General features: G+C 69.8%; 14 protein-coding genes and 1 pseudogene. 12 read left to right on the top strand and 3 right to left on the bottom strand.

Going from position 1 to position 18,837, the window contains the following annotated elements; all coding sequences use genetic code 11:
- Nucleotides 1-22 precede the first annotated feature (22 nt).
- The 3 genes from ychF to ACWY4P_RS19770 all read left to right on the top strand — a co-directional run bounded on the left by ychF (nt 23) and on the right by ACWY4P_RS19770 (nt 3,251).
- A complete protein-coding gene (gene ychF, locus ACWY4P_RS19780; protein ID WP_456211871.1) occupies nt 23-1,111 on the top strand; it encodes a redox-regulated ATPase YchF in 1,089 nt (362 codons plus the stop codon).
- 547 nt (nt 1,112-1,658) lie between these two features.
- Nucleotides 1,659-1,793 (top strand): hypothetical protein, encoded by a 135-nt coding sequence (locus tag ACWY4P_RS19775; protein ID WP_456213390.1) that lies wholly within the window; start codon nt 1,659-1,661, stop codon nt 1,791-1,793.
- Nucleotides 1,794-1,997: 204 nt separating this feature from the next.
- A complete protein-coding gene (locus ACWY4P_RS19770) occupies nt 1,998-3,251 on the top strand; it encodes an ATP-binding protein (RefSeq protein ID WP_456211870.1) in 1,254 nt (417 codons plus the stop codon).
- Nucleotides 3,252-3,422: 171 nt separating this feature from the next.
- Here the strand turns inward: ACWY4P_RS19770 and ACWY4P_RS19765 are convergent, their stop codons facing one another.
- Together ACWY4P_RS19765 and ACWY4P_RS19760 are read right to left on the bottom strand one after the other, a co-directional pair.
- Entirely contained in the window at nt 3,423-5,066 is a 1,644-nt protein-coding gene (locus ACWY4P_RS19765; RefSeq protein WP_456211869.1) for an FAD-binding oxidoreductase, read from the bottom strand.
- A 94-nt stretch (nt 5,067-5,160) separates the two neighbouring features.
- Complete coding sequence (locus ACWY4P_RS19760) at nt 5,161-6,087, bottom strand: LysR family transcriptional regulator (protein ID WP_456211868.1); 927 nt, start codon at nt 6,085-6,087, stop codon at nt 5,161-5,163.
- Nucleotides 6,088-6,192: 105 nt separating this feature from the next.
- On the opposite strand from ACWY4P_RS19760, the gene ACWY4P_RS19755 reads away from it, so the two are divergent.
- Both ACWY4P_RS19755 and ACWY4P_RS19750 read left to right on the top strand, forming a co-directional pair.
- Nucleotides 6,193-6,543, top strand: coding sequence for a DoxX family protein (locus ACWY4P_RS19755; RefSeq protein WP_456212980.1), 351 nt, complete (start codon nt 6,193-6,195; stop codon nt 6,541-6,543).
- Between the two features lie 149 nt (nt 6,544-6,692).
- Nucleotides 6,693-7,483, top strand: a pseudogene (locus ACWY4P_RS19750) (nitrilase-related carbon-nitrogen hydrolase); the annotation flags it as partial.
- 152 nt (nt 7,484-7,635) lie between these two features.
- Here ACWY4P_RS19750 and ACWY4P_RS19745 read toward each other — a convergent pair.
- Nucleotides 7,636-9,063: a M1 family metallopeptidase gene (locus ACWY4P_RS19745; RefSeq protein WP_456211867.1), complete on the bottom strand. Its 1,428-nt coding sequence runs from the start codon at nt 9,061-9,063 to the stop codon at nt 7,636-7,638.
- A gap of 230 nt (nt 9,064-9,293) precedes the next feature.
- On the opposite strand from ACWY4P_RS19745, the gene ACWY4P_RS19740 reads away from it, so the two are divergent.
- From ACWY4P_RS19740 to ACWY4P_RS19710, 7 genes are all read left to right on the top strand, one after another.
- Nucleotides 9,294-10,046, top strand: coding sequence for a GntR family transcriptional regulator (locus tag ACWY4P_RS19740; protein ID WP_456211866.1), 753 nt, complete (start codon nt 9,294-9,296; stop codon nt 10,044-10,046).
- A 234-nt stretch (nt 10,047-10,280) separates the two neighbouring features.
- Nucleotides 10,281-12,002 (top strand): purine-cytosine permease family protein, encoded by a 1,722-nt coding sequence (locus tag ACWY4P_RS19735; protein WP_456211865.1) that lies wholly within the window; start codon nt 10,281-10,283, stop codon nt 12,000-12,002.
- Between the two features lie 435 nt (nt 12,003-12,437).
- On the top strand, nt 12,438-14,111 hold the full coding sequence (locus ACWY4P_RS19730; protein ID WP_456211864.1) for an APC family permease: 1,674 nt from the start codon (nt 12,438-12,440) through the stop codon (nt 14,109-14,111).
- A gap of 219 nt (nt 14,112-14,330) precedes the next feature.
- Nucleotides 14,331-14,513 carry an SPOR domain-containing protein gene (locus tag ACWY4P_RS19725; RefSeq protein WP_456211863.1) on the top strand — a complete coding sequence of 61 codons (183 nt, stop codon included), beginning with the start codon at nt 14,331-14,333 and terminating at the stop codon, nt 14,511-14,513.
- 131 nt (nt 14,514-14,644) lie between these two features.
- Nucleotides 14,645-15,040 carry a (deoxy)nucleoside triphosphate pyrophosphohydrolase gene (locus ACWY4P_RS19720; protein ID WP_456211862.1) on the top strand — a complete coding sequence of 132 codons (396 nt, stop codon included), beginning with the start codon at nt 14,645-14,647 and terminating at the stop codon, nt 15,038-15,040.
- Nucleotides 15,041-15,407: 367 nt separating this feature from the next.
- Nucleotides 15,408-15,851: an ATP-binding protein gene (locus ACWY4P_RS19715; RefSeq protein WP_456211861.1), complete on the top strand. Its 444-nt coding sequence runs from the start codon at nt 15,408-15,410 to the stop codon at nt 15,849-15,851.
- Between the two features lie 169 nt (nt 15,852-16,020).
- The gene (locus ACWY4P_RS19710; protein ID WP_456211860.1) at nt 16,021-18,816 is read left to right on the top strand and encodes a SpoIIE family protein phosphatase; all 2,796 of its coding nucleotides are present in this window, start codon (nt 16,021-16,023) and stop codon (nt 18,814-18,816) included.
- The last annotated feature ends 21 nt before the right edge of the window (nt 18,817-18,837 follow it).

The following is an 18,837-nucleotide window of genomic DNA, read 5'->3' as shown; positions in this document are numbered from 1 at the left end:
GAAATTACGGGAAGTCGCCAACGTGTCGCTCACGATCGGAATCGTCGGTCTGCCGAATGTCGGCAAGTCGACCCTGTTCAACGCCCTGACCAAGAACGACGTCCTGGCGGCCAACTACCCGTTCGCCACCATCGAGCCCAACGTCGGCGTGGTCGGCGTCCCCGACCCCCGCCTCGACACCCTCTCCGAGATCTTCGGCTCCGCCCGCAAGCTCCCCGCCACGGTCGACTTCGTCGACATCGCGGGCATCGTCAAGGGCGCCTCCGAAGGCGAGGGCCTGGGCAACAAGTTCCTGGCGAACATCCGCGAGTCCGACGCGATCTGCCAGGTCATCCGCGCCTTCAAGGATGAGAACGTCGTCCACGTCGACGGCAAGGTCTCGCCCAAGGACGACATCGAGACGATCAACACCGAGCTGATCCTCGCCGACCTGCAGACCATCGAGAAGGTGCTGCCGCGCCTGGTCAAGGAGTCGCGGATCCAGAAGGACAAGCAGGTCCAGGTCAAGGCCGTCGAGGAGGCCAAGGCCATCCTCGACGAGGGCCGCACCCTCTTCTCCGCCGGCATCGTCCAGGGCACCGAGCGCGCCGCCGTCCTCCACGACCTGCACCTGCTCACCACCAAGCCCTTCCTCTACGTGTTCAACGTGGACGAGGACGAGCTCACCGACGACGCCTTCAAGGAAGAGCAGCGCGCCCTCGTCGCCCCCGCCGAGGCGATCTTCCTCAACGCCAAGCTGGAAGCCGACCTCGCCGAGCTCGACGACGAGGAAGCCCTCGAGCTCCTCCAGTCCGTGGGCCAGGACGAACCCGGCCTGGCCACCCTCGCCCACGTCGGCTTCCACACCCTCGGCCTCCAGACCTATCTCACGGCCGGCCCCAAAGAGTCCCGCGCCTGGACCATCAAGAAGGGCGCGACCGCCCCGGAGGCGGCCGGTGTGATCCACACCGACTTCCAGAAGGGCTTCATCAAGGCCGAGGTCATCTCCTTCGAAGACCTGGTCGCCACCGGCTCGGTCGCCGAGGCCCGCTCGGCGGGCAAGGCCCGGATGGAGGGCAAGGACTATGTGATGCGGGACGGGGACGTGGTGGAGTTCCGCTTCAACGTCTAGTTCCTCCCCGAGCTCGCCCCCTGATCGACATTTGTGCAGTTCAGGGGGCGATTCGCTGCTTGGATTCGTGCGTTGCGGCGGAATGTTCAAGGTCGGGGTTCGCGAGATGCGACGCAGTGTTTGTGCAAGTCAGGGCGTTGCCGTCCGACTTGTTGAATCCGGGCGGGGTTTCCGGTTGCTGGATTTTTGCTGGTTCGGTCGGCGTGGCTGAGCGGCCTCGGGGAAGTGAGGCACGCCCCCTCGCCGCCCGGCACGGCACCTCGCTGCGTTGTCGGAGTCGCCCGCTACGCCGTGGCAGGGGGTGCCTCCCCCAGCGGTAGCTGGGGGAGGCATATCGACCGCAGCGCCCAGTACGAGGGCCCGCGGCGGCAGCTGCTGATGTCGCAGCCTCCGCCTTGCGATGCTCCCCCAGTTACCGCCGGAAGGTGCCCTGCACCGGACGACGCGGGGACGCACCCCACTTCCCCGATCGCCAACCTGCTGGGGTTCGTCGCCGGCCACGTCCTCTACACCGGACAGCAGACCTTGCCGCATCGGCCACACCGGGATGCTGCAACGGGCCTGGGACCGGGTGCTGGAAACCAAGCCGGTGCTGCTGGTCCTCATTGGCTCGGATCTGTCGATGATGGAGGCGCCGCTCACTCTTTGCGTGCCGACTGTTGTGCGGGGCGGCCCGGGCTGAGGGCGGCTGCGGTGGCGGTGACGTGCCCGTTGCCTGGCAGCTGCTCGCCGAGCTGCTTGGCCGCTCAGGATCTTCAGCTGTCGGTCGCTTGAGTGATCGATGGGCCGTCGTCCGTCCGAATGCCCACCACCCTATCGGCTGTTTGTCCACAAGGGGTCCGTCTAAATGACCATTGATCTTGGCGGTGGTGGCACTCTGTGATGCATGGCAACTCGCAATGATCTGGTTCGGCGCCATGCCGAGAGCCTTGTCGCGGAAGCGCTCGATGACACACGCGTGGTGCTGGTCAACGGCGCCCGTCAGGCGGGGAAGTCGACCTTGACCCGCCTGACCGCCGCGCGTCGCCGCGACCCCGTCCTGCGTCTGCTCGACGACGCGGCGACCCTGCGTGCCGCGATGGACGATCCCACGGGATTCGTCGAGCACGACTCGATGATGCTCATCGATGAGATCCAGCTTGCGCCGGAACTCCTCCGTGCGATCAAGGTGGCCGTCGACCTCGATCCGACGCCGGGGCGCTTCCTGCTGACCGGATCCTCGCGGATCCTTGCCATGCGGACGCTGCCGGATGCGCTGCCCGGCCGTATGGAGGTCATCGAACTGTGGCCGTTCTCGCAAGGGGAGATCAGCGGCGGTCCGGACCGGTTCGTCGACGCGGCGTTCACTCACGGCCCCGGCCTCAGCCGCACCTCCGCTCTGCGTAAGCGCGACTATCTGGACCGCGCGGTCGTCGGCGGATTCCCCGAGGCCGTCAAGCGCACGCCCCGGCGCCGGACCGCGTTCTTCAACGCCTATCTTTCGACGCTTGTCGAACGTGATGTGCTGGAGCTCGCCAGTATCGAGCGGCACGGCGAGATCCTGAAACTCCTCGGTCTCCTTGCCGGGCGGACTGGAGGGCTGCTGGTCCCTGCGGCGCTCGCCACCGCCTCGGGTATTCCCCGCACCACGCTGGTGCGCTACCTGGAACTGCTTACCTCAGTCTTTCTGATCAAGACCATTCCGGCCTGGACCTCCGGGCTGACGGGAAGGACGGTGGGGACTGGCAAACTCGCCTTCGTCGACACCGGGATCGCCTGCCATCTGACGGGCCAGGACGCCGCCCGGCTCGCTGAGCCCGACGGCGCGGCCGGTGCCATGTTGGAGAACTTCGCCGTCATGGAGCTCGCCCGCCAGCTGACCTGGTCCGAGCAGCAAGGCCGCCTCTTCCACTATCGGACCAAGGACAAGGTCGAGGTAGACGCCGTCATCGAGACGCCGCGAGGCGACGTGATCGGCATTGAGGTCAAGGCCGGGGCCACCGTGCGCACCGAGGACCTCTCGGGGCTGCGCAATCTCGCCAACCTGCTCGGGGACCGGTTCGTCGCCGGCTACGTCCTCTATACGGGACAGCAGACCTTGCCGTTCGGCGACCGGATCCGGGCTCTGCCCATGGACGCCCTGTGGCAGCTGAGCCCCTGACGGGCGGTGGGGCCGGTGGGGTGATCCAGCGATTCCATGCTTGTTGCTGGATCGGCGCTGGATGGTCCGGCCGGATTTGCCGTTTCCGCAGGTGACTGCGCTGTTCCCGACGTTCCGCTTCAATGTTTAATTGAAGTTTCAACTCTCGCGCGAGGAGCCGCGCCGGCCGGTTCAGGCCGGCTCGATGGAAAGGCTGTGGCGGAAGGCGTTCGTGGGATCGTACCGAGCCTTCACCCGCTGCAGACGCCGGTAGTTGTCCTTGTAATACAGGTAGTGCCACGGCGTGTCCGAGGTGTTCCAGGCAGGGTTCCGCAGGTCGGCGTCGGGGTAGTTGATGTACGCCCCGTCGTTGATCTCATCCGGAACGGGGACACCGCCCGTGTCGGCGTACATCGCCCGGTAGAAGTTCCTGACGCCCGCCTCGAACACGTCGGCGTCCGAGGGGCTGGCCCAGGCCGTCACGTACCCGATCTTGAAGCGGGTCCCCCGGTGGGCGTACGCGGTGGCGTCCGGGGCGACGTCTCCCACCCTGCCGCCGTACGTCGACAGCGTCATCACGCCCGGTATGCGGCTCGTGTCGGTCTCGGTCATGTGCGAGAACGCCACCTTGATCTGGTCGCGGCTGAGCGTCTTCTTCGCGTAGGCCGACTTCATCTTCGTATGGCTGCGGGTCAGGCCCTCCCCAGTGCCGATCTGCGCGGCCCGCAGCCAGGGCACTTCCTTCCTCAGCTGGGTGAGCGAGTAGGCCGCGGTGCCCGCGCTGATCGCGTCGAGGTGGTCGCGCATCAGCCGCTCGGCGTTCGACTCCGCGGAGACCTGGCCCATGATGTAGGGGGCGCCCAGCAGGGCCGGCATGAGGAGGAGGTCGGAGTGCAGCGCGGCGGCGGGCGAGCCGGCATCGCTGTTGGCCTCGACCCAGGCGCCGTGGTTCTCCATCAGCCGGGTGAATGCCGCCTGGTCCAAGTCCTGCCAGCGCCATGCTGCCCTGAACGTCAGCACGTGCCGTGGCGGCCTCGGCAGCAGCCGTGCCGGGTCCGAGCCGCCGGCGCCGGGGGAGCGGAACCAGTAGCGGGTCACCACCCCGAAGTTGCCGCCGCCGCCTCCGGTGTGCGCCCACCACAGATCCCGGTGCCGGTCGCCGTCCTCGCGGGTGGCCACGACCGTGCGCACCCGCCCGCCGCCGTCCACGGTGACGACCTCGACCCCGTACAGGTGGTCGACGGTGAGGCCGTGCAGCCTGCTCAGCGTGCCGAAGCCGCCGCCCTGCACGTGGCCGCCCGCGCCCACCGAGGGACACCAGCCGCCGGGGATGGTCACGCCCCAGCCCAGGTACAGCCTGCGGTACACCTCCCCGAGTGTGGCGCCCGTCTCGACCGCGAAGGCGTTGTGCTCCGGGTCGAAGTAGACAGCCGTCATTCCGGACATGTCGATGACCATCCGGACCTCGGGATTGTCGACAAAATCCTCGAAGCAGTGTCCGCCGCTGCGCACCGCGACGCGCAGGCCACCGCGTACCGCGTCCCGCACCGCCTCCTCCACGTGCTCGGTGCTGCCCACGACGCGCACCTGATCGGGCGATCCGGTGTAGCGCGCGTTGGTGCCGCGACGCACCAGCTCGTAGTAGCGGTGATCTTCGCTGCCGACCCGCATGGGGCCGAGCGGCGGCGGACAGGTGGCCTCCTGGCTCAGCCGGTGCTGCGCCGCGCCCGCTGCCTGGGCCTCTGCCGCCCCGGCGGTCCCGGTGGCCGAGATACCGATCCCGGTACCGACCGCCGCCGCCGAGCGCAGCACGGAACGTCTGGTCTGCTCCCGCATTGTCCTCACTCCCCTTGTCGCCCCGAGGGGAACGCACGGGGGAAACGGCGCACCCGCGGGCTCTTGGACAGGGACCAAAGGTGCCGGAGCGCCGTTAAGCGGATCTAAAACTTTTCAGGACCGTACAGTCGCGGGATCCCAGTTCCAGGCAGCAGTTGACGAAGTCCTGGACGATCGGGTTGGCGTCGTCGGCCGGGGTCCAGGCGACGGCGACCTGGCTGGGGCTGACTCCGGTGACGGGGCGGTAGACGACGCCGGGGCGGGCGTAGAAGCGGGCGGCGGATTCGGGGGCGAGGGCGATGCCGTAGCCGTTGGCGATCGCGCTGAGCCAGTCGTCGGGCTGGTCGGTGACGGCGCCGATGCGGACCGGGTGGTTCTCGCGTTCGTCGGCGGCCAGCCAGTAGTCGCGCCACGGGCCCGATTCGGCCGGGGCCGCCACGAAGGGTTCGTCCCAGAGGTCTCGGAAGGGGATGACGTCGCGGGCGGCCAAAGGGTGCGTCGCGGCGAGCGCGACGCAGCGGGCTTCGGTGAACAGGACCGCTACGCGCAGGGCGTCCTGGCCGGGGAAGGGCAGGCGCACCAGGGCGACGTCGGCCTCTCCGTCGGCGAGGCCCGCTGACGGGTCGGACCAGGAGGACTGCCGCATCTGGGCGCGCCGGCCCGGTCGGCGGCGGGAGAACTCGGCGACGATGGGTTGGGTCGCCTCGTTGGCTCCGCTGGCCAGGAAGCCGACGCGCAGCACGCGAGCCGCGCGGCTCGCGGCGGCCTTCGTCTCGCGCAGCATTCCGTCCCACTCGGCCAGCAGGGCGGGGGCCCGCTCGGCCAGGGCCCGACCCGGTTCGGTGAGGGTCATGCCGGACCGGGAGCGCGTGAACAGGGTCGCTTCGAGCTGGGCCTCCAACTGCTTGATCTGCTTGGTCAGCGCGGGCTGCGAGACGAACAGCCGCTGCGCGGCATGGGTGAGGTTCCCTTCCTCCGCCACGGCGACGAAGTACCGCAGCAACCGCGTGTCGATATCCATGCCGCCAGGTTATGGACGCAGGTATTGGACGGCGCTCCGAGCCCTGACGAGGCTTGTCGACAGGGAGAGGAACAGGGAGAGGAACAGGGAGAGGGAGGGGTGCGAGTGTTCACTGTGTACGCGGTCGTTACCGTCGTCGCGATCGTGGCGAATGCCGGGATCGCGGCGACGGACCTGGCGAAGGCGGAGTTCGTGCTCGCGAACTCGGCGGAGGTGGGCGTTCCGCGGGCCTGGATCCCCTGGCTCGCCGCGCTCAAGGCCGCTGGGGCCGCCGGGCTGCTGCTGGGGCTTCTGGGGGTCCGGTTCATCGGGGTCGCCGCCGCGGCGGGGCTCGTGCTGTTCTTCGTCGGTGCCGTCGGCGCGCACGTGCGCCTGCGCGTCTTCCACAACATCGCGTTTCCTGTGGGATATCTGGGGCTGGCTGTCGCGGCTCTTGTCCTCGCTCTCGTGCGGTAGTCGCCAAGGGCTACGACCTCGTCGGCCACAACCGCATGACGCCGCCCCTCGGGGGCGCGAGGCTGCGGCCCGGCAGGCAGGCTGGGAGAATGTCGTTCATGTCACCGTCCCCTTGAACCGGCGGGACGGTCCTCGAAAGGGGGCGACTCGTGCGCGCCTCTCTGGTCCAGCTCTCGGTCTCGGACACGGAATCCGCCGAAGACTGCCGGGCACGCGCCGCCGCACTGGTCCGCGGCCGGGCCGGCGACGATCTCGTGGTGCTGCCCGAGCTCTGGACGACCGGGGCCTGGGCCTACGACGACTGGCAGGCGGGCGCCGAGCCCATCAGCATCGACGGGCCGACCCTGCGCGCCATGTCGGCGGCGGCGAGGTCCGCGGCCGTGTGGTTGCACGCGGGACGGTGGTGGAGCGCGACGGCGGCGGTGCGCTCTACAACACCGCGCTGGTCTTCGACCGGACGGGGGTGCTGCGCCGCACGTACCGCAAGATCCACCGCTATGGCTTCGACACCGGTGAGGCCGCCTGGATGGCCGCGGGGCGGGAGGTCGTGACGGTCCCCACCGACCTGGGCGAGCTGGGCCTTGCCACCTGCTACGACCTGCGGTTTCCCGAGCTGTTCCGGGCACTGGTCGACGCCGGGACCGAGATCCTGGTCGTGCCCGCCGCATGGCCGGCCCAGCGGCGCGAGCAGTGGCGGATCCTGGTGCGCGCCCGCGCGGTCGAGGAGCAGGCGATCGTCCTGGCCTGCTGCGCCGCGGGGACCCACGGCGGCATGGAGCAGGCGGGCGGCAGCCTGGTGGTCGATCCATGGGGCACGGTGCTCGCCGAGGCGGGGGCGGACGAGGAGGTCCTCACCGCGGAGGTCGAGACGGACGCGGTCGCGGCGCTCCGGGCGGAGCTCCCGGTCCTGAGGGACCGTGTCCTGGCCATCCCGGCACCGGGGGCGGGCACCCCGGGGCCCGGGGCGGCCGGAGATGGGCCCGCCGCGGCGGGTCGCTACGGGCCGAGCTGGGCCTCGATCCCGGCCAGGACGGTCTCCAGGCCGAGCCGGAACGGGCACCAGGGCGGTGACGGACCAGCGGGGTGATCACGTCATGGCTTCTTCGGCTTGCCGTCTCCGTAGAGCCAGACGTCGAAGAGGTCCTGGAGGTCCTTGCCCGACTTCTTCTCACACAGCGCGATGAACTGCGCGGTATCGGCGTTGCCGTGGCGGTGGTCCCGGGTCCAGGCGCGCAGGATGGCGAAGAAGGTCTTGTCGCCGACGGCCTCGCGCACCTTGTGCAGCACCATCGCCCCGCGCCCGTAGACGGGCGGGTCCGAGACCCGGCCGGCGCTGGGCGGGTCGGCGGGCGGGAAGTCCCAGATGCCCTCGCTCTCGTCGTCCGTGCCGTCGTAGAAGTCGTCGAAGATCTCCTGGGCGGTGCGGCCGTCCTCGTCATGGCCTTCCTCCCACAGCCATTCGGTGTAGGTGGCGAACCCTTCGTTGAGCCACATGTCCTTCCAGGTCCGGGGCGTCACGGAGTTGCCGAACCACTGGTGGGCGAGCTCGTGCACGAGCAGCGGCTCGCTGGGCGGGGACGGGTAGAGCGGCTTGGTCTGGGTCTCCAGGGCGTATCCGAGGTCGGGCAGGTCGGCGACGATCGCGCCGGTGGAGGAGAAGGGGTACGGGCCGAAGGTCCGGGTCTCCCAGTCGATGACCTCGGTGACCTGGTCGGGGACATCGGCGGCCCGGTCGGCCAGCTCGGGGTCGACGGCGACGTACTGAGGGAGTGTGCCGTCGGTGGTCGTGGTGTGGATGTCGAAGTCGTCGACGGCGACGGTGGCCAGATAGCTCGCCATGGGCTCGCCGGTGTGCCAGCGGAAGGTGGTGTGGTCGCCGTGTTCGCTCCGGAGCGTCAACTCGCCGTTGGACACGGCGGTGTAGCCCTGGGGGACGGTGATGGTGATGTCGTACGCGGCCTTGTCGGAGGGGTGGTGGTTCCCCGGGAACCAGGCCATGGAGCCGGTGGGCTCGCCGACGCCCACGGCGCCGTCTGCCGACCTGATCCAGCCCTCTTCCGAGCCGTCCGGGTCCGAGAGGGTCTTGGGCTCGCCGTCGTAGACGATCGTGGCCTTGAACGTACGGCCCTTGGGGAGGGCGGCGGCGGGGGTGAGCGTCAGCTCCGTGCCGGTGCGCACGGTCTTCGCGGGCCGGCCGTCGACCGTGGCCTCGTGCACCCGCAGTCCGGCGAGGTCCAGGTGGAAGGAGGTCAGGGCGTGGGTGGTGCGGGCTGTGAGTTCGGCGGTGCCCTTGAGGCGGTGGGAGTCGGGGGCGTAGTCGAGAGTGAGGCGGTAACGGGACACGTCGTAGCCGCCGTTGCCGAGCTTCGGGAAGAGCGGGTCGCCGACTCCGGCGGCGCCGGGCCGCGCCCCGGGGACGTCGTCGGCGGCGTCCTTGGCCCCCGCGCCGCCGGTGCAGGCGGCGCACAGCAGCAGGGCGAGGGCGGCGGGCAGCGGCCGCGGGGAGGGGCGAGTGCGCACGGCGGGCTCCTGGGGGGGCGGGCTGGTGTACGGCGCTGAACGGCGATGCACGGCGGCGTTGCGGCGATGCTCGGGCGTTGATCGCCATTGATACCGGCCTTATGCGTCGTTGTCGAAGTAAACGTCTCTGAGCTGCAGTTCACCACTTCTGGTGAAGCTCTGGCCTTCAGTTGCGCATGACAACCCTCCGTTGCGAAGCTGTTGCCGACTGTCAACCACTGGGAGCGCTCGTGGCCTTTGGTGACCAGCCCGCATATCTCCGAGTCGCCGACGACCTCCGGAAGAAGATCACCACCGGCGAGCTGCCACCGCATACCCGCCTCCCCTCCCAGGCCCGGATCCGTGAGGAGTACGGGGTCTCCGACACCGTGGCCCTCGAGGCGCGCAAGGTGCTGATGGCCGAGGGGCTGGTCGAGGGCCGCTCCGGCTCGGGCACCTATGTCCGCGCGCTCCCCGTCCCCCGCCGCCTGATCCGCACCGGCTTCCGCGCCGGTGGCAAGTCCGACCCGTTCCGCCAGGAGCAGGCCGACGACCGGATCATCGGCACCTGGGAGTCCGGCAGCGAGCGGGAGGAGGCCGGGCGCGAGACCGCCGAGCGGCTGGGCATCGGGCCCGGCGAGCGCGTCATGCGCACCCGGTATGTGTTCCGGGCCGCGGGGGAGGCGGTGATGATCTCCACCTCCTGGGAGCCGCTCGCCATCACCGGCCGCTCGCCCGTGATGCTGCCCGAGGAGGGGCCGCTGGCAGGGCGCGGCGTGGTCGAGCGGATGGCCGCGATCGACCTCGTGGTGGACAACGTGACGGAGGAGGTCTCCGCGCGGCCCGGCCGGGCGGAGGAGGTGCTGACGCTGGGCGGGGTGCCGGGCCACTCCGTACTCGTCATCTCGCGCACGTACTTCGCGGGCGGCCGCCCCGTCGAGACGGCCGATGTGGTGGTGCTGGCCGAGCGGTACCGCGTCGCCTACCACCTCCCGGTGCGCTGACCGGGGTGGGCCGGGCGGTCCGGGCGGTCCGGGCGTGTCCGGGCGGTCCGGGGCGGTCCGGGGCGGTCCGGGCGTGTCCGGGCGGTCCGGGGCGGTCCGGGGCGGTTTGACGCGGAGTTAACAGCCCCCCGCCTCCCGTAACGGACCGGAAACGCCGCATCGCGGCACGCCGTCACCTCCGGCTCCTACCTTCCTCGTTCGTACTGGTCACGGGCCGAACGACAGGAAGTCGCCATGACAGATGCCATGACGGACGCCATGACGGACGCGGACACGGTCACCCCCGTAGCTCCGGCGCGGGCGCCCCGCCGGAGCTACGCCCGGCTCGCCGCCGACGAGAGCCGCGAGGACTACTCGCTGCGCTACGCCCCGCACTCCTACCGCCGCTGGTCACCGACCATGGTCGCCTCGACCGCCCTCGGCGGCATCGCCTATCTCGCCGACTTCGCCATCGGCGCGTCCATCGTCTTCACCTACGGCTTCACCAGCGGTCTGGCCTCGATCCTCACCGCCGCGACGATCATCTTTCTGACCGGCATCCCGATCGCCCGGGCCTGCGCCAAGTACGGCCTGGACATGGATCTGATCACCCGGGGCGCCGGCTTCGGCTACTTCGGCTCGACGCTGACCTCGCTGATCTACGCCAGCTTCACCTTCATCTTCTTCGCCCTGGAGGGCTCGATCATGGCGCAGGCCATGCACCAGGCCCTCCATATCCCGCTGCCCATCGGCTATCTCCTCACCACCCTCATCGTCATCCCGATCGTGTTCCGCGGGATGGGCGCGCTGGCCAAGGTGCAGGCGTGGACCCAGCCCATCTGGCTGATCGGGCTGGTGCTGCCCTTCGTGGTGCTCGCCTTCGAGGCCCCGGACGCCTGGGGCTCGTTCGCCTCCTTCGGGGGCACGGAGGGCGCGGGCTCCGGCTTCGACTGGATCGGCTATGGGCTCGGTACGGGCGTGGCGCTGTCCCTCATCGCGCAGATCGGCGAGCAGGCGGACTATCTGCGCTTCATGCCGGCGAAGACCGAGGAGAACAAGCGCCGCTGGAACCTGGCCGTGCTCGCCGCCGGACCCGGGTGGGTGATCATCGGCGCGGCCAAGCAGATCGGCGGCGCGTTCCTGGCCTTCGTGGCGCTGGGCGCGGTCGGCAAGACGCATGCGCTGGAGCCGATCGCTCCGCAGATCGAGGCGCTGAAGCCGTGGCTGGGCTCGGTCGCGCTGCCCGCCGCCGCGGTCTTCGTGGTGGTCTCCCAGATCAAGATCAATGTGACCAACGCCTACAGCGGCTCGCTGTCCTGGTCGAACTTCTTCTCCCGTGTCACCCACCGCCACCCCGGCCGGGTCTGGTACATCTTCCTCAACCTCGCCATCGCGCTCGCGCTCATGGAGATGAACATGTTCGCGGCGCTCAACAAGCTGCTCGGCTTCTACTCGAATGTCGGCATTGCCTGGATCGCTGCGGTTACTGCTGACTTGGTCATCAACAAGCCCTTGGGGCTGAGTCCGAAGTACATCGAGTTCAAGCGCGCGTATCTGTACGCCGTGAACCCGGCCGGGTTCGGCGCGATGGTGACCGCCTCGACGGTGTCGATCCTCGCCTTCTTCGGCCTGTTCGGCGAGGTGGCCGAGGCGTTCTCGACCTTCATCGCCTGCGGCCTGGCGCTGCTGCTCAGTCCGCTGCTGGCCTGGCTCACCAAGGGCAAGTACTACCTGGCCCGCGAGAACCGGGTGAACGGCCCGGCCGTCGAGGTGCCGGATGTCACCGCCACCCACACCTGCGCGGTCTGCGAGACCGCGTACGAGTTGCCGGATATCGCGGACTGCCCGGTGCAGGCCGGACCTATCTGCTCGCTGTGCTGCTCCCTGGACGCGGAGTGCGGCGATGTGTGCCGTAAGGCGCCCGCCGCCGAGCCGGTGCTGATGCCGGTGCCGACCGTTCCTCAACTCCGGTCATAACAAATAGATTTGAGCTGAATTTGAGCTCGATGGAATTTGAGGTAGATTTGAGATCCGTGGCCGCTGCATGAAAAGCGGCACATCGTGCTCAACTCGCGTCACTCAGCCATCTGGGCCCATTCGCGGTATCTGTGCACGAACATTGAGGAAGAGTCGTCGCTTCCTCGGTGAGTTGCAGGCGATTACGGGCGGGATTAATAAGTCCCGTGCCCGGTCCGTAAAGATTCAGCGAAGGGCCCGGCAGGCGCGTCTTGACTTATGCTTCTCATGGATTTTACCAGCGATTGACCTGCGTTGATGCGCCCCAGAGTGCATCTGTGAGAGCCGGACCTCAAACTCAGCTCAAACCCGTGAGGCACCCCTTCAATTCGCTTGTACGATGACGCCGGTTTGCATCAGGTACAGCTATTGGGGACGAAGGGAGTGTCAGGGACGTTGAGCACTGAACAAGGTTCCCACTCGCATTACAAAAGGTCGCTCGGAACGGTGTCGCTCACCGCGGTCGGCCTCGGTTCCATCATTGGCTCCGGCTGGCTCTTCGGTGCCGAACGAGCCGCGTCACTGGCCGGCCCCGCCGCAATTCTCGCCTGGGTGATCGGTGCCGCGGTGGCACTGACCATCGCGCTGACCTACTCCGAGCTCGGCTCGATGTTCCCCAAGGCCGGCGGCATGGTCCGGTACGGGCAGTACTCGCACGGCTCGCTCGCCGGCTATCTGGCCGCCTGGGCCAACTGGATCGCCATCGTCTCGGTGATCCCGGGTGAGGCCACCGCCTCCATCCAGTACATGAGCTCCTGGGACTTCGGCTGGGCGAAGCAGCTGTACGACGGGAAGGAGCTGACCGGCAGCGGTGTCGTCCTCGCCTCCGTCCTGCTGGTCTTCTACTTCTTCCTCAACTGGTTCGCGATCACTCTCTTCGCGAAGACCAACACCGCGATCACCGTCTTCAAGGTGGTCGTCCCCACGCTGACCGCGGGCGCCCTGCTGCTGGCCCACTTCGACTCCGGCAACTACAGCGACAACGGCGGCTTCACCCCCAACGGCTGGAGCTCGGTGTTCACCGCCGTCGCGGTCTCCGGCATCGTCTGGGCCTACAACGGTTTCCAGTCCCCGCTCAACATGGCGGGCGAGGCACGCAACCCCGGCAAGTCCCTGCCCAAGGCCGTCATCAGCTCCATCGTCATCTCGCTGGTGATCTACGTCGCCCTCCAGGTGGCCTTCCTGGGCGCGGTCCCGGCCGCCGACCTGTCGCACGGCGGCTGGTCGGGCCTGTCCTTCAACTCCCCGCTCGCCGACCTGTCCACGGCCTGGGGCCTGAACTGGCTGGCGCTGCTGCTGTACGCGGACGCCTTCATCTCCCCGTCCGGCACCGGCATGATCTACGCGGCCACCACCTCCCGCATGATCCACGGTGTGCAGGAGAACGGTCACCTGCCGAAGGTCTTCGGCCGGGTCGACCCCAAGACCGGCATCCCGCGCCCGGCGCTGCTGCTCAACCTGGTCATCGCCTTCGCGTTCCTCGCGGTCTTCCGAGGCTGGGGCTCGCTCGCCGAGATCGTCTCCGTCGCGACGGTCATCTCGTACATCACCGGCCCGGTCGCCGTGATGTCGCTGCGCCGCCTCTCCCCGGACCTGCCGCGCCCGGTGAAGCTGCGCGCGATGCCGATCATCGCGCCGATCGCGATGGTCTTCGGCTCGCTCGTTCTGTACTGGGCCCGTTGGCCGCTCACCGGCAAGGTCATCTTCATCATGGCGATCGGTCTGCCGATCTGGGCCTGGTACGAGCTGCGCAAGCCGTGGGCCGAGCTGAAGCCGCACCTGCTGGCGGGCGCCTGGATGGTGTCGTACCTGCTGGTCATGGCGGTGGTCTCGTGGGCCGGCGGTGAGGAGTACGGCGGCCGCGGCTATCTGCCCGAGGGCTGGGACCTGCTGATCGTGGCCGTGATCGGTCTGCTCTTCTACACCTGGGGCGTGCGCAGTGCCTGGCGCAACCCGAGCCTGGTGCAGGCCGAGCAGGAGCTGACCGCCGCCGCCGAGGCCGAGGCCGCCGCTGAGGCCGCGGGCGAGGCGGGCGACGACCGGCGCGAGAAGGCGGCCGCGGGCGTCTGACATGGTGCGGGCCGGACGAGGTGCCGCCCTGGCGGGGCGACACCTCGACCGGCCACGCCGCCGATGACCGGCGGCGTGGCCGGATGATTACCTCGTTGTGAGAAGGCGTATCCGGTGCGTGAAGGTTGGGCGTAGGCTCGGGCATATGCGGATCGGGAATTCCTTACCGGAGTCACGGAGGCGCGCGCGGGGGCGTGCCAGATTGGAGGGGGCGGACCGATGAGTGACAGCAATGCCGTCCTGCCATGGCTCGTCATCCGCCAGGACGACAACGGCAATCGCTATCGCGTCGGCCGTTACGCCACCAAGACCGAGGCCCAGGAAGTGGCCGACCGGCTCGACTCGCAGAGCAAGGAGCAGCTCTACGTCGTCGAGCGGACCGCGGCCCGCCAGACCCGCTGAGCGACCCCCGGCCGGGCTCCGCTGCCCGGCCGCCCACCGGGCCTGAGCCCGGCAATGGCCCAGGCCCCCTCTCCAGCGCCTCCTTCCACCGCCCGCGCCACACCCTGAGGGACTCCCGTAGGGTGCGGCGCATGACGGTGCGCGTGGTGGTGGGCGGAGCGGTGTTCGACCAGGGGAGGCTGCTGGCCGCGCGGCGCAGCGCCCCACCCGAGCTCGCGGGCCGCTGGGAGCTGCCCGGCGGCAAGGCCGAGCCCGGGGAGACGCCGCAGCAGGCCCTCGTGCGCGAACTGCGCGAGGAGCTCGGAGTCGAGGTGCGGCCGCTGGAGCGGCTGCCCGGCGAGTGGGCCCTGAAGCCCGGGTACGTCCTCCAGGTGTGGACCGCGGAGCTGTGCTCCGGCGAGCCGCGCCCGCTGGAGGACCACGACGAACTGCGCTGGCTCCCGCCCGACCGCGTGGACGAGGTCGACTGGCTGGACGAGGACCGTCCGGCGGTGGCCGAGGCGGTACGGCGGCTGCTGAGCGCCTAGGCCCTGTCTCCCCGATCTCTGTGGATCAGCCTGCGGCGTCAGGGGGCACCTCCCAGCGGTAGCTGGGGGCGCGTGCGATCGCAAGGCGGAGGGTCGCCCTCGTAGTGGGCCTACTCGGGCGAGCCCGACAACGCGGCGAGCGTGCGTGCCAGGCGTCGCGGGCCCGCAGAGATCGGGGAGACAGGGCCTAGGTCCTGTTCCCGGCGCCATGCGCCCGACCGCATGCGCCCGGCCCCACCGACGCGGCCCCACGAACCCCCAGGTCGTCTCAGGGCGGCGGACGGTACTGCGACCCGGATATCGGGTATGTACTGATTAACCTCCCTGAATCCGTACTTTCCGGCGGGGCTTGGACAGGTCGGGGGAAGTGATCGGCGTGACGGACAGCGCAGGAGCGGCTGGGTCCGGGCCCGGCCGGCCCGGCTTCGTCGAGTGGGTTCTCCCCGCCGAGCCCGGGGCCGTGCGGGTGGTCCGTTCCCAGGTGCGCGAGGCGCTGGACGGCTGGGGCCTGACGCCGCTGTGCGATGTGACGGTCTTGCTGGTGAGCGAGTTGGTCACCAATGCGCTGCGGCATGCCAGCGGCCCGATCGGCGTCTGTCTGTACGCCCGTCGCGAACGCGCCGCGGGGGACCCGGTCCTGCTGGTCGAGGTTTCCGACCCGCTCACCGATCCGCCGCGCGAGCGCGTGGCCGCCCCGGAGGACGAAGGCGGCCGTGGCCTGCAGTTGGTGGCCCGCAGCGCACTGCGCTGGGGCGCCCGGAGCAACGCCGCCGGGAAAACGGTGTGGTTCGAGCTGGCTCTGCCCGGTTAAGAGTGTGAGAGAGCGCTGATCTTGAGCGCTTGTCAAAAAGCCGGGACGGGACCTGAATGCGGGCTGAGATAGTGCTGTGATCGTGAAGACCGTACTCCGGATGGCCGAGGTGCTGGATACTCGCTATCTGAGAGCCGGTCGGAGCACCTGAGCCGGAGGGGACGGGCGCATGAGCGAGAAGCCAGCGGGGGCGGATATGCCCGAGGAGGCGGTTGGTTCGCAGATGTCGCCGGAGTCACGTACATCCTCATCGTCGCGTTCGTCCATCTCACCCGCTTCGTCTTCCCTGTCCTCTTCATCGTCTTCATCGTCCTCGTCACCTTCATCTTCTGTGTCTGCTTCATCCTCTTCGCCTGTGCCGTACCGATCGTCGGACTTTTCCCTGTCCTCCGCCCCGGCGGTATGGCAGAGCAGCCCGCCCGGCTCGATCTACGACTACATCCGGGTCGCCTCCTTCGGGCTGGGGCCCGACGGCAGGATCGCCCAGTGGAGCCGGCGCGCCACCGAGCTCCTCGGCCTGAGTCCCGAACAGGCCATCGGCAAGGACCCGGTGGAGGCGTTCGTGCCGCCCGAGCTGCGCGAGGCCAGCCGCCGCACGGTCGCCGACATCCTCGACGGCAGGGAGTGGACCGGGCTCGTCCCGTATCACAACCCACAGGCGCCACAAGGGCACGGAATCGCCGAGGTCTATGTGATGCCGGCCGAGACCGAGCACGGTGAGCGGTCCGCCCTGTGTATCGCCGTTGATGTGACGGCTCTACGCGGGCTGGAGACCGACCTCGCCGCATCGCAGGCCGTTTTCGGTCAATCTCCGCTCGGTTTCTTTCTCTTCGGTACCGATCTGCGCATGCTTCGCGTCAATGAGCGGTTTGCCACGGTTTTCGGCCGCCCCACCGAGGCGTATCGCGGCGCCTCCGCGTACGATCTGCTCCCGCGCGGCGAGGCCGACCGGCTCGCCGCCGCCCTGCGCCAAGTCCTCGACAGCGGCCAGTCGCTGACCGATATGCCCATCGTGGGCACCGTGCCCGGCAACTCCGAGCGGCGCCGCTGGTCGATCTCGCTGTACCGGCTGCACAGCGGCTCGGGCCGGCCCATCGGCGTCGCCGGGCTGGCCACCGATGTCACCGGCCGCCGCCGCGCCGAGCAGGAGGCCGCGGGGGTACGCCGCAACCTGGCGCTGCTCAACGAGGCGGGAGCCCGAATAGGCACCTCCCTCGACCTGGAGACCACCGCGCGCGAGCTGCTGGACGTGGCCGTACCGCAGTTCTGCGACCTGGCCTCCGTCGACCTCTACCAGGGGCTGCTCTCCGGCGACGAGACCCCGCCCGGGCTGGCCGACGGCAGCGCCGAGTTGCGCCGGGTGGCCTTCGCCAGCGCCGTCTCGGCCGGCCCGGTCGCCTTCGGCGACAGCTACCTGGCCGGCGGCGAGGGAGCGGGCAGCGCCAAGCCCGTCCAGGTCGGCGAGGTGCACCGCTACCCCTTCAACTCGCCCAGCGCCGTGGCCCTGCGCACCGCCCGGGCCCGCGTCATCCCCGGCCGGGACAGCGGCGAGAGCCTCGAGCTGGGCACGATGCTGCAGTCCACGCTGGTGGTGCCGATGGTCGCGCGCGACACGGTCGTCGGCCTCGCCCAGTTCTCCCGCACCAAGGGCAGCGAACCCTTCGGCGAGCGGGACACCGCCCTGGCCGTGGAGCTGGCCGCCCGCGCGGCCGTCTCCATCGACAACGCCCGCCTCTACCGCAGAGAGCACGAGCGCGCGCTGATACTTCAGCGCAGCCTGCTGCCGCCCGGCGACCCCGAGGCCGCCGGGCTCGATATCGCCTGCCGCTATCTGCCGGGCAACGCCGCGACCGAGGTGGGCGGCGACTGGTTCGACGTCATCGAGCTGCCCGGCCATCGCACGGCCCTGGTGGTCGGCGATGTGATGGGCCGCGGCCTGCGCGCCGCCGTCGCCATGGGCGAGCTGCGCACCGCCGTACGGACCCTGGCGCTGCTCGACCTGGAGCCCGCCGAGGTCCTCTCCGCCCTCGACGAGATCGCCAGCGGGCTCGGCGCGCCCGGCGGCTCGCCCGCCGGCGGGCGGGCGGGCTCGCGCGCCCGCCGCGGCAAGGCCGCCGACGGCTCCTCCGACCTCGCCGAGGTGTACCTCGCCACCTGCGTCTACGCCGTCTACGACCCCGTCACCCGCCGCTGCACGTTCGCCAACGCCGGGCACCCGCCCCCCGTCCTCGTCGAACCGGGCGAGTCCGCCATGCTGATGGAGGTCCCGCCCGGCATGCCGCTGGGCGTCGGCGGCGAGCCGTTCGAGGAGATCGAGGTCGAGCTCCCCGACGGCGCGCTGCTGGCCCTCTACACCGACGGCCTGGTCGAGTCCCGCGACCACACCCTCGACGAGGGCCTTCAGGCCCTGCGCGCGGCCCTCAACACCCCCGACAGCGTGGTGTCCCTGGAGGACGTCTGCGACCACGTTCTGAGCACCCTGGACACCCACCACGGCGAGGACGACATCGCCCTGCTCATGGCCAGGATGCAGGGCCTGTCGGCGGACTCGGTCGGCGACTGGCAGCTGCCCAGCGAGCCCAAGTCGGTCGGCCGCGCCCGTGAACTGGCCCGGCAGCAGCTGGAGTCCTGGGGCATGGACGAGCTGGTGGACACCACCGAGCTGCTGGTGAGCGAGCTGGTCACCAACGCCCTGCGGTACGGCGAGGGCGAGATCCGGCTGCGCCTGCTGCTGGACCGCACGCTGGTCTGCGAGGTCTGGGACAGCGGCCTGGTCCAGCCCCGGCGCCGGCGCGCCCGCGACACCGACGAGGGCGGGCGCGGGCTCCAGCTGGTCGGCCTGCTCAGCGCGGGCTGGGGCAGCCGGCGCACACCACACGGCAAGACGGTCTGGTTCGAGCTGGCGCTGCCGAACGGGCAGTCGTCGGGCCCGGACTCGGTGGAGGCGCTGCTGAGCATGTGGTGACGGGCCGGGCTTTACGGTTCG

The sequence above is a fragment of the Streptomyces sp. LZ34 genome (assembly GCF_053890475.1).
This window is presented reverse-complemented; position numbering and strand designations above follow the sequence as displayed.

Coding starts and splice junctions, on each gene's coding strand:
- ACWY4P_RS19720 (WP_456211862.1), top strand. CDS start 14,645: ATGACGGTGCGCGTGGTGGTGGGCGGAGCGGTGTTCGACCAGGGGAGG.
- ACWY4P_RS19735 (WP_456211865.1), top strand. CDS start 10,281: ATGACAGATGCCATGACGGACGCCATGACGGACGCGGACACGGTCACC.
- ACWY4P_RS19770 (WP_456211870.1), top strand. CDS start 1,998: ATGGCAACTCGCAATGATCTGGTTCGGCGCCATGCCGAGAGCCTTGTC.
- ACWY4P_RS19765 (WP_456211869.1), bottom strand. CDS start 5,066: ATGCGGGAGCAGACCAGACGTTCCGTGCTGCGCTCGGCGGCGGCGGTC.
- ACWY4P_RS19710 (WP_456211860.1), top strand. CDS start 16,021: ATGAGCGAGAAGCCAGCGGGGGCGGATATGCCCGAGGAGGCGGTTGGT.
- ACWY4P_RS19725 (WP_456211863.1), top strand. CDS start 14,331: ATGAGTGACAGCAATGCCGTCCTGCCATGGCTCGTCATCCGCCAGGAC.
- ACWY4P_RS19775 (WP_456213390.1), top strand. CDS start 1,659: ATGCTGCAACGGGCCTGGGACCGGGTGCTGGAAACCAAGCCGGTGCTG.
- ACWY4P_RS19760 (WP_456211868.1), bottom strand. CDS start 6,087: ATGGATATCGACACGCGGTTGCTGCGGTACTTCGTCGCCGTGGCGGAG.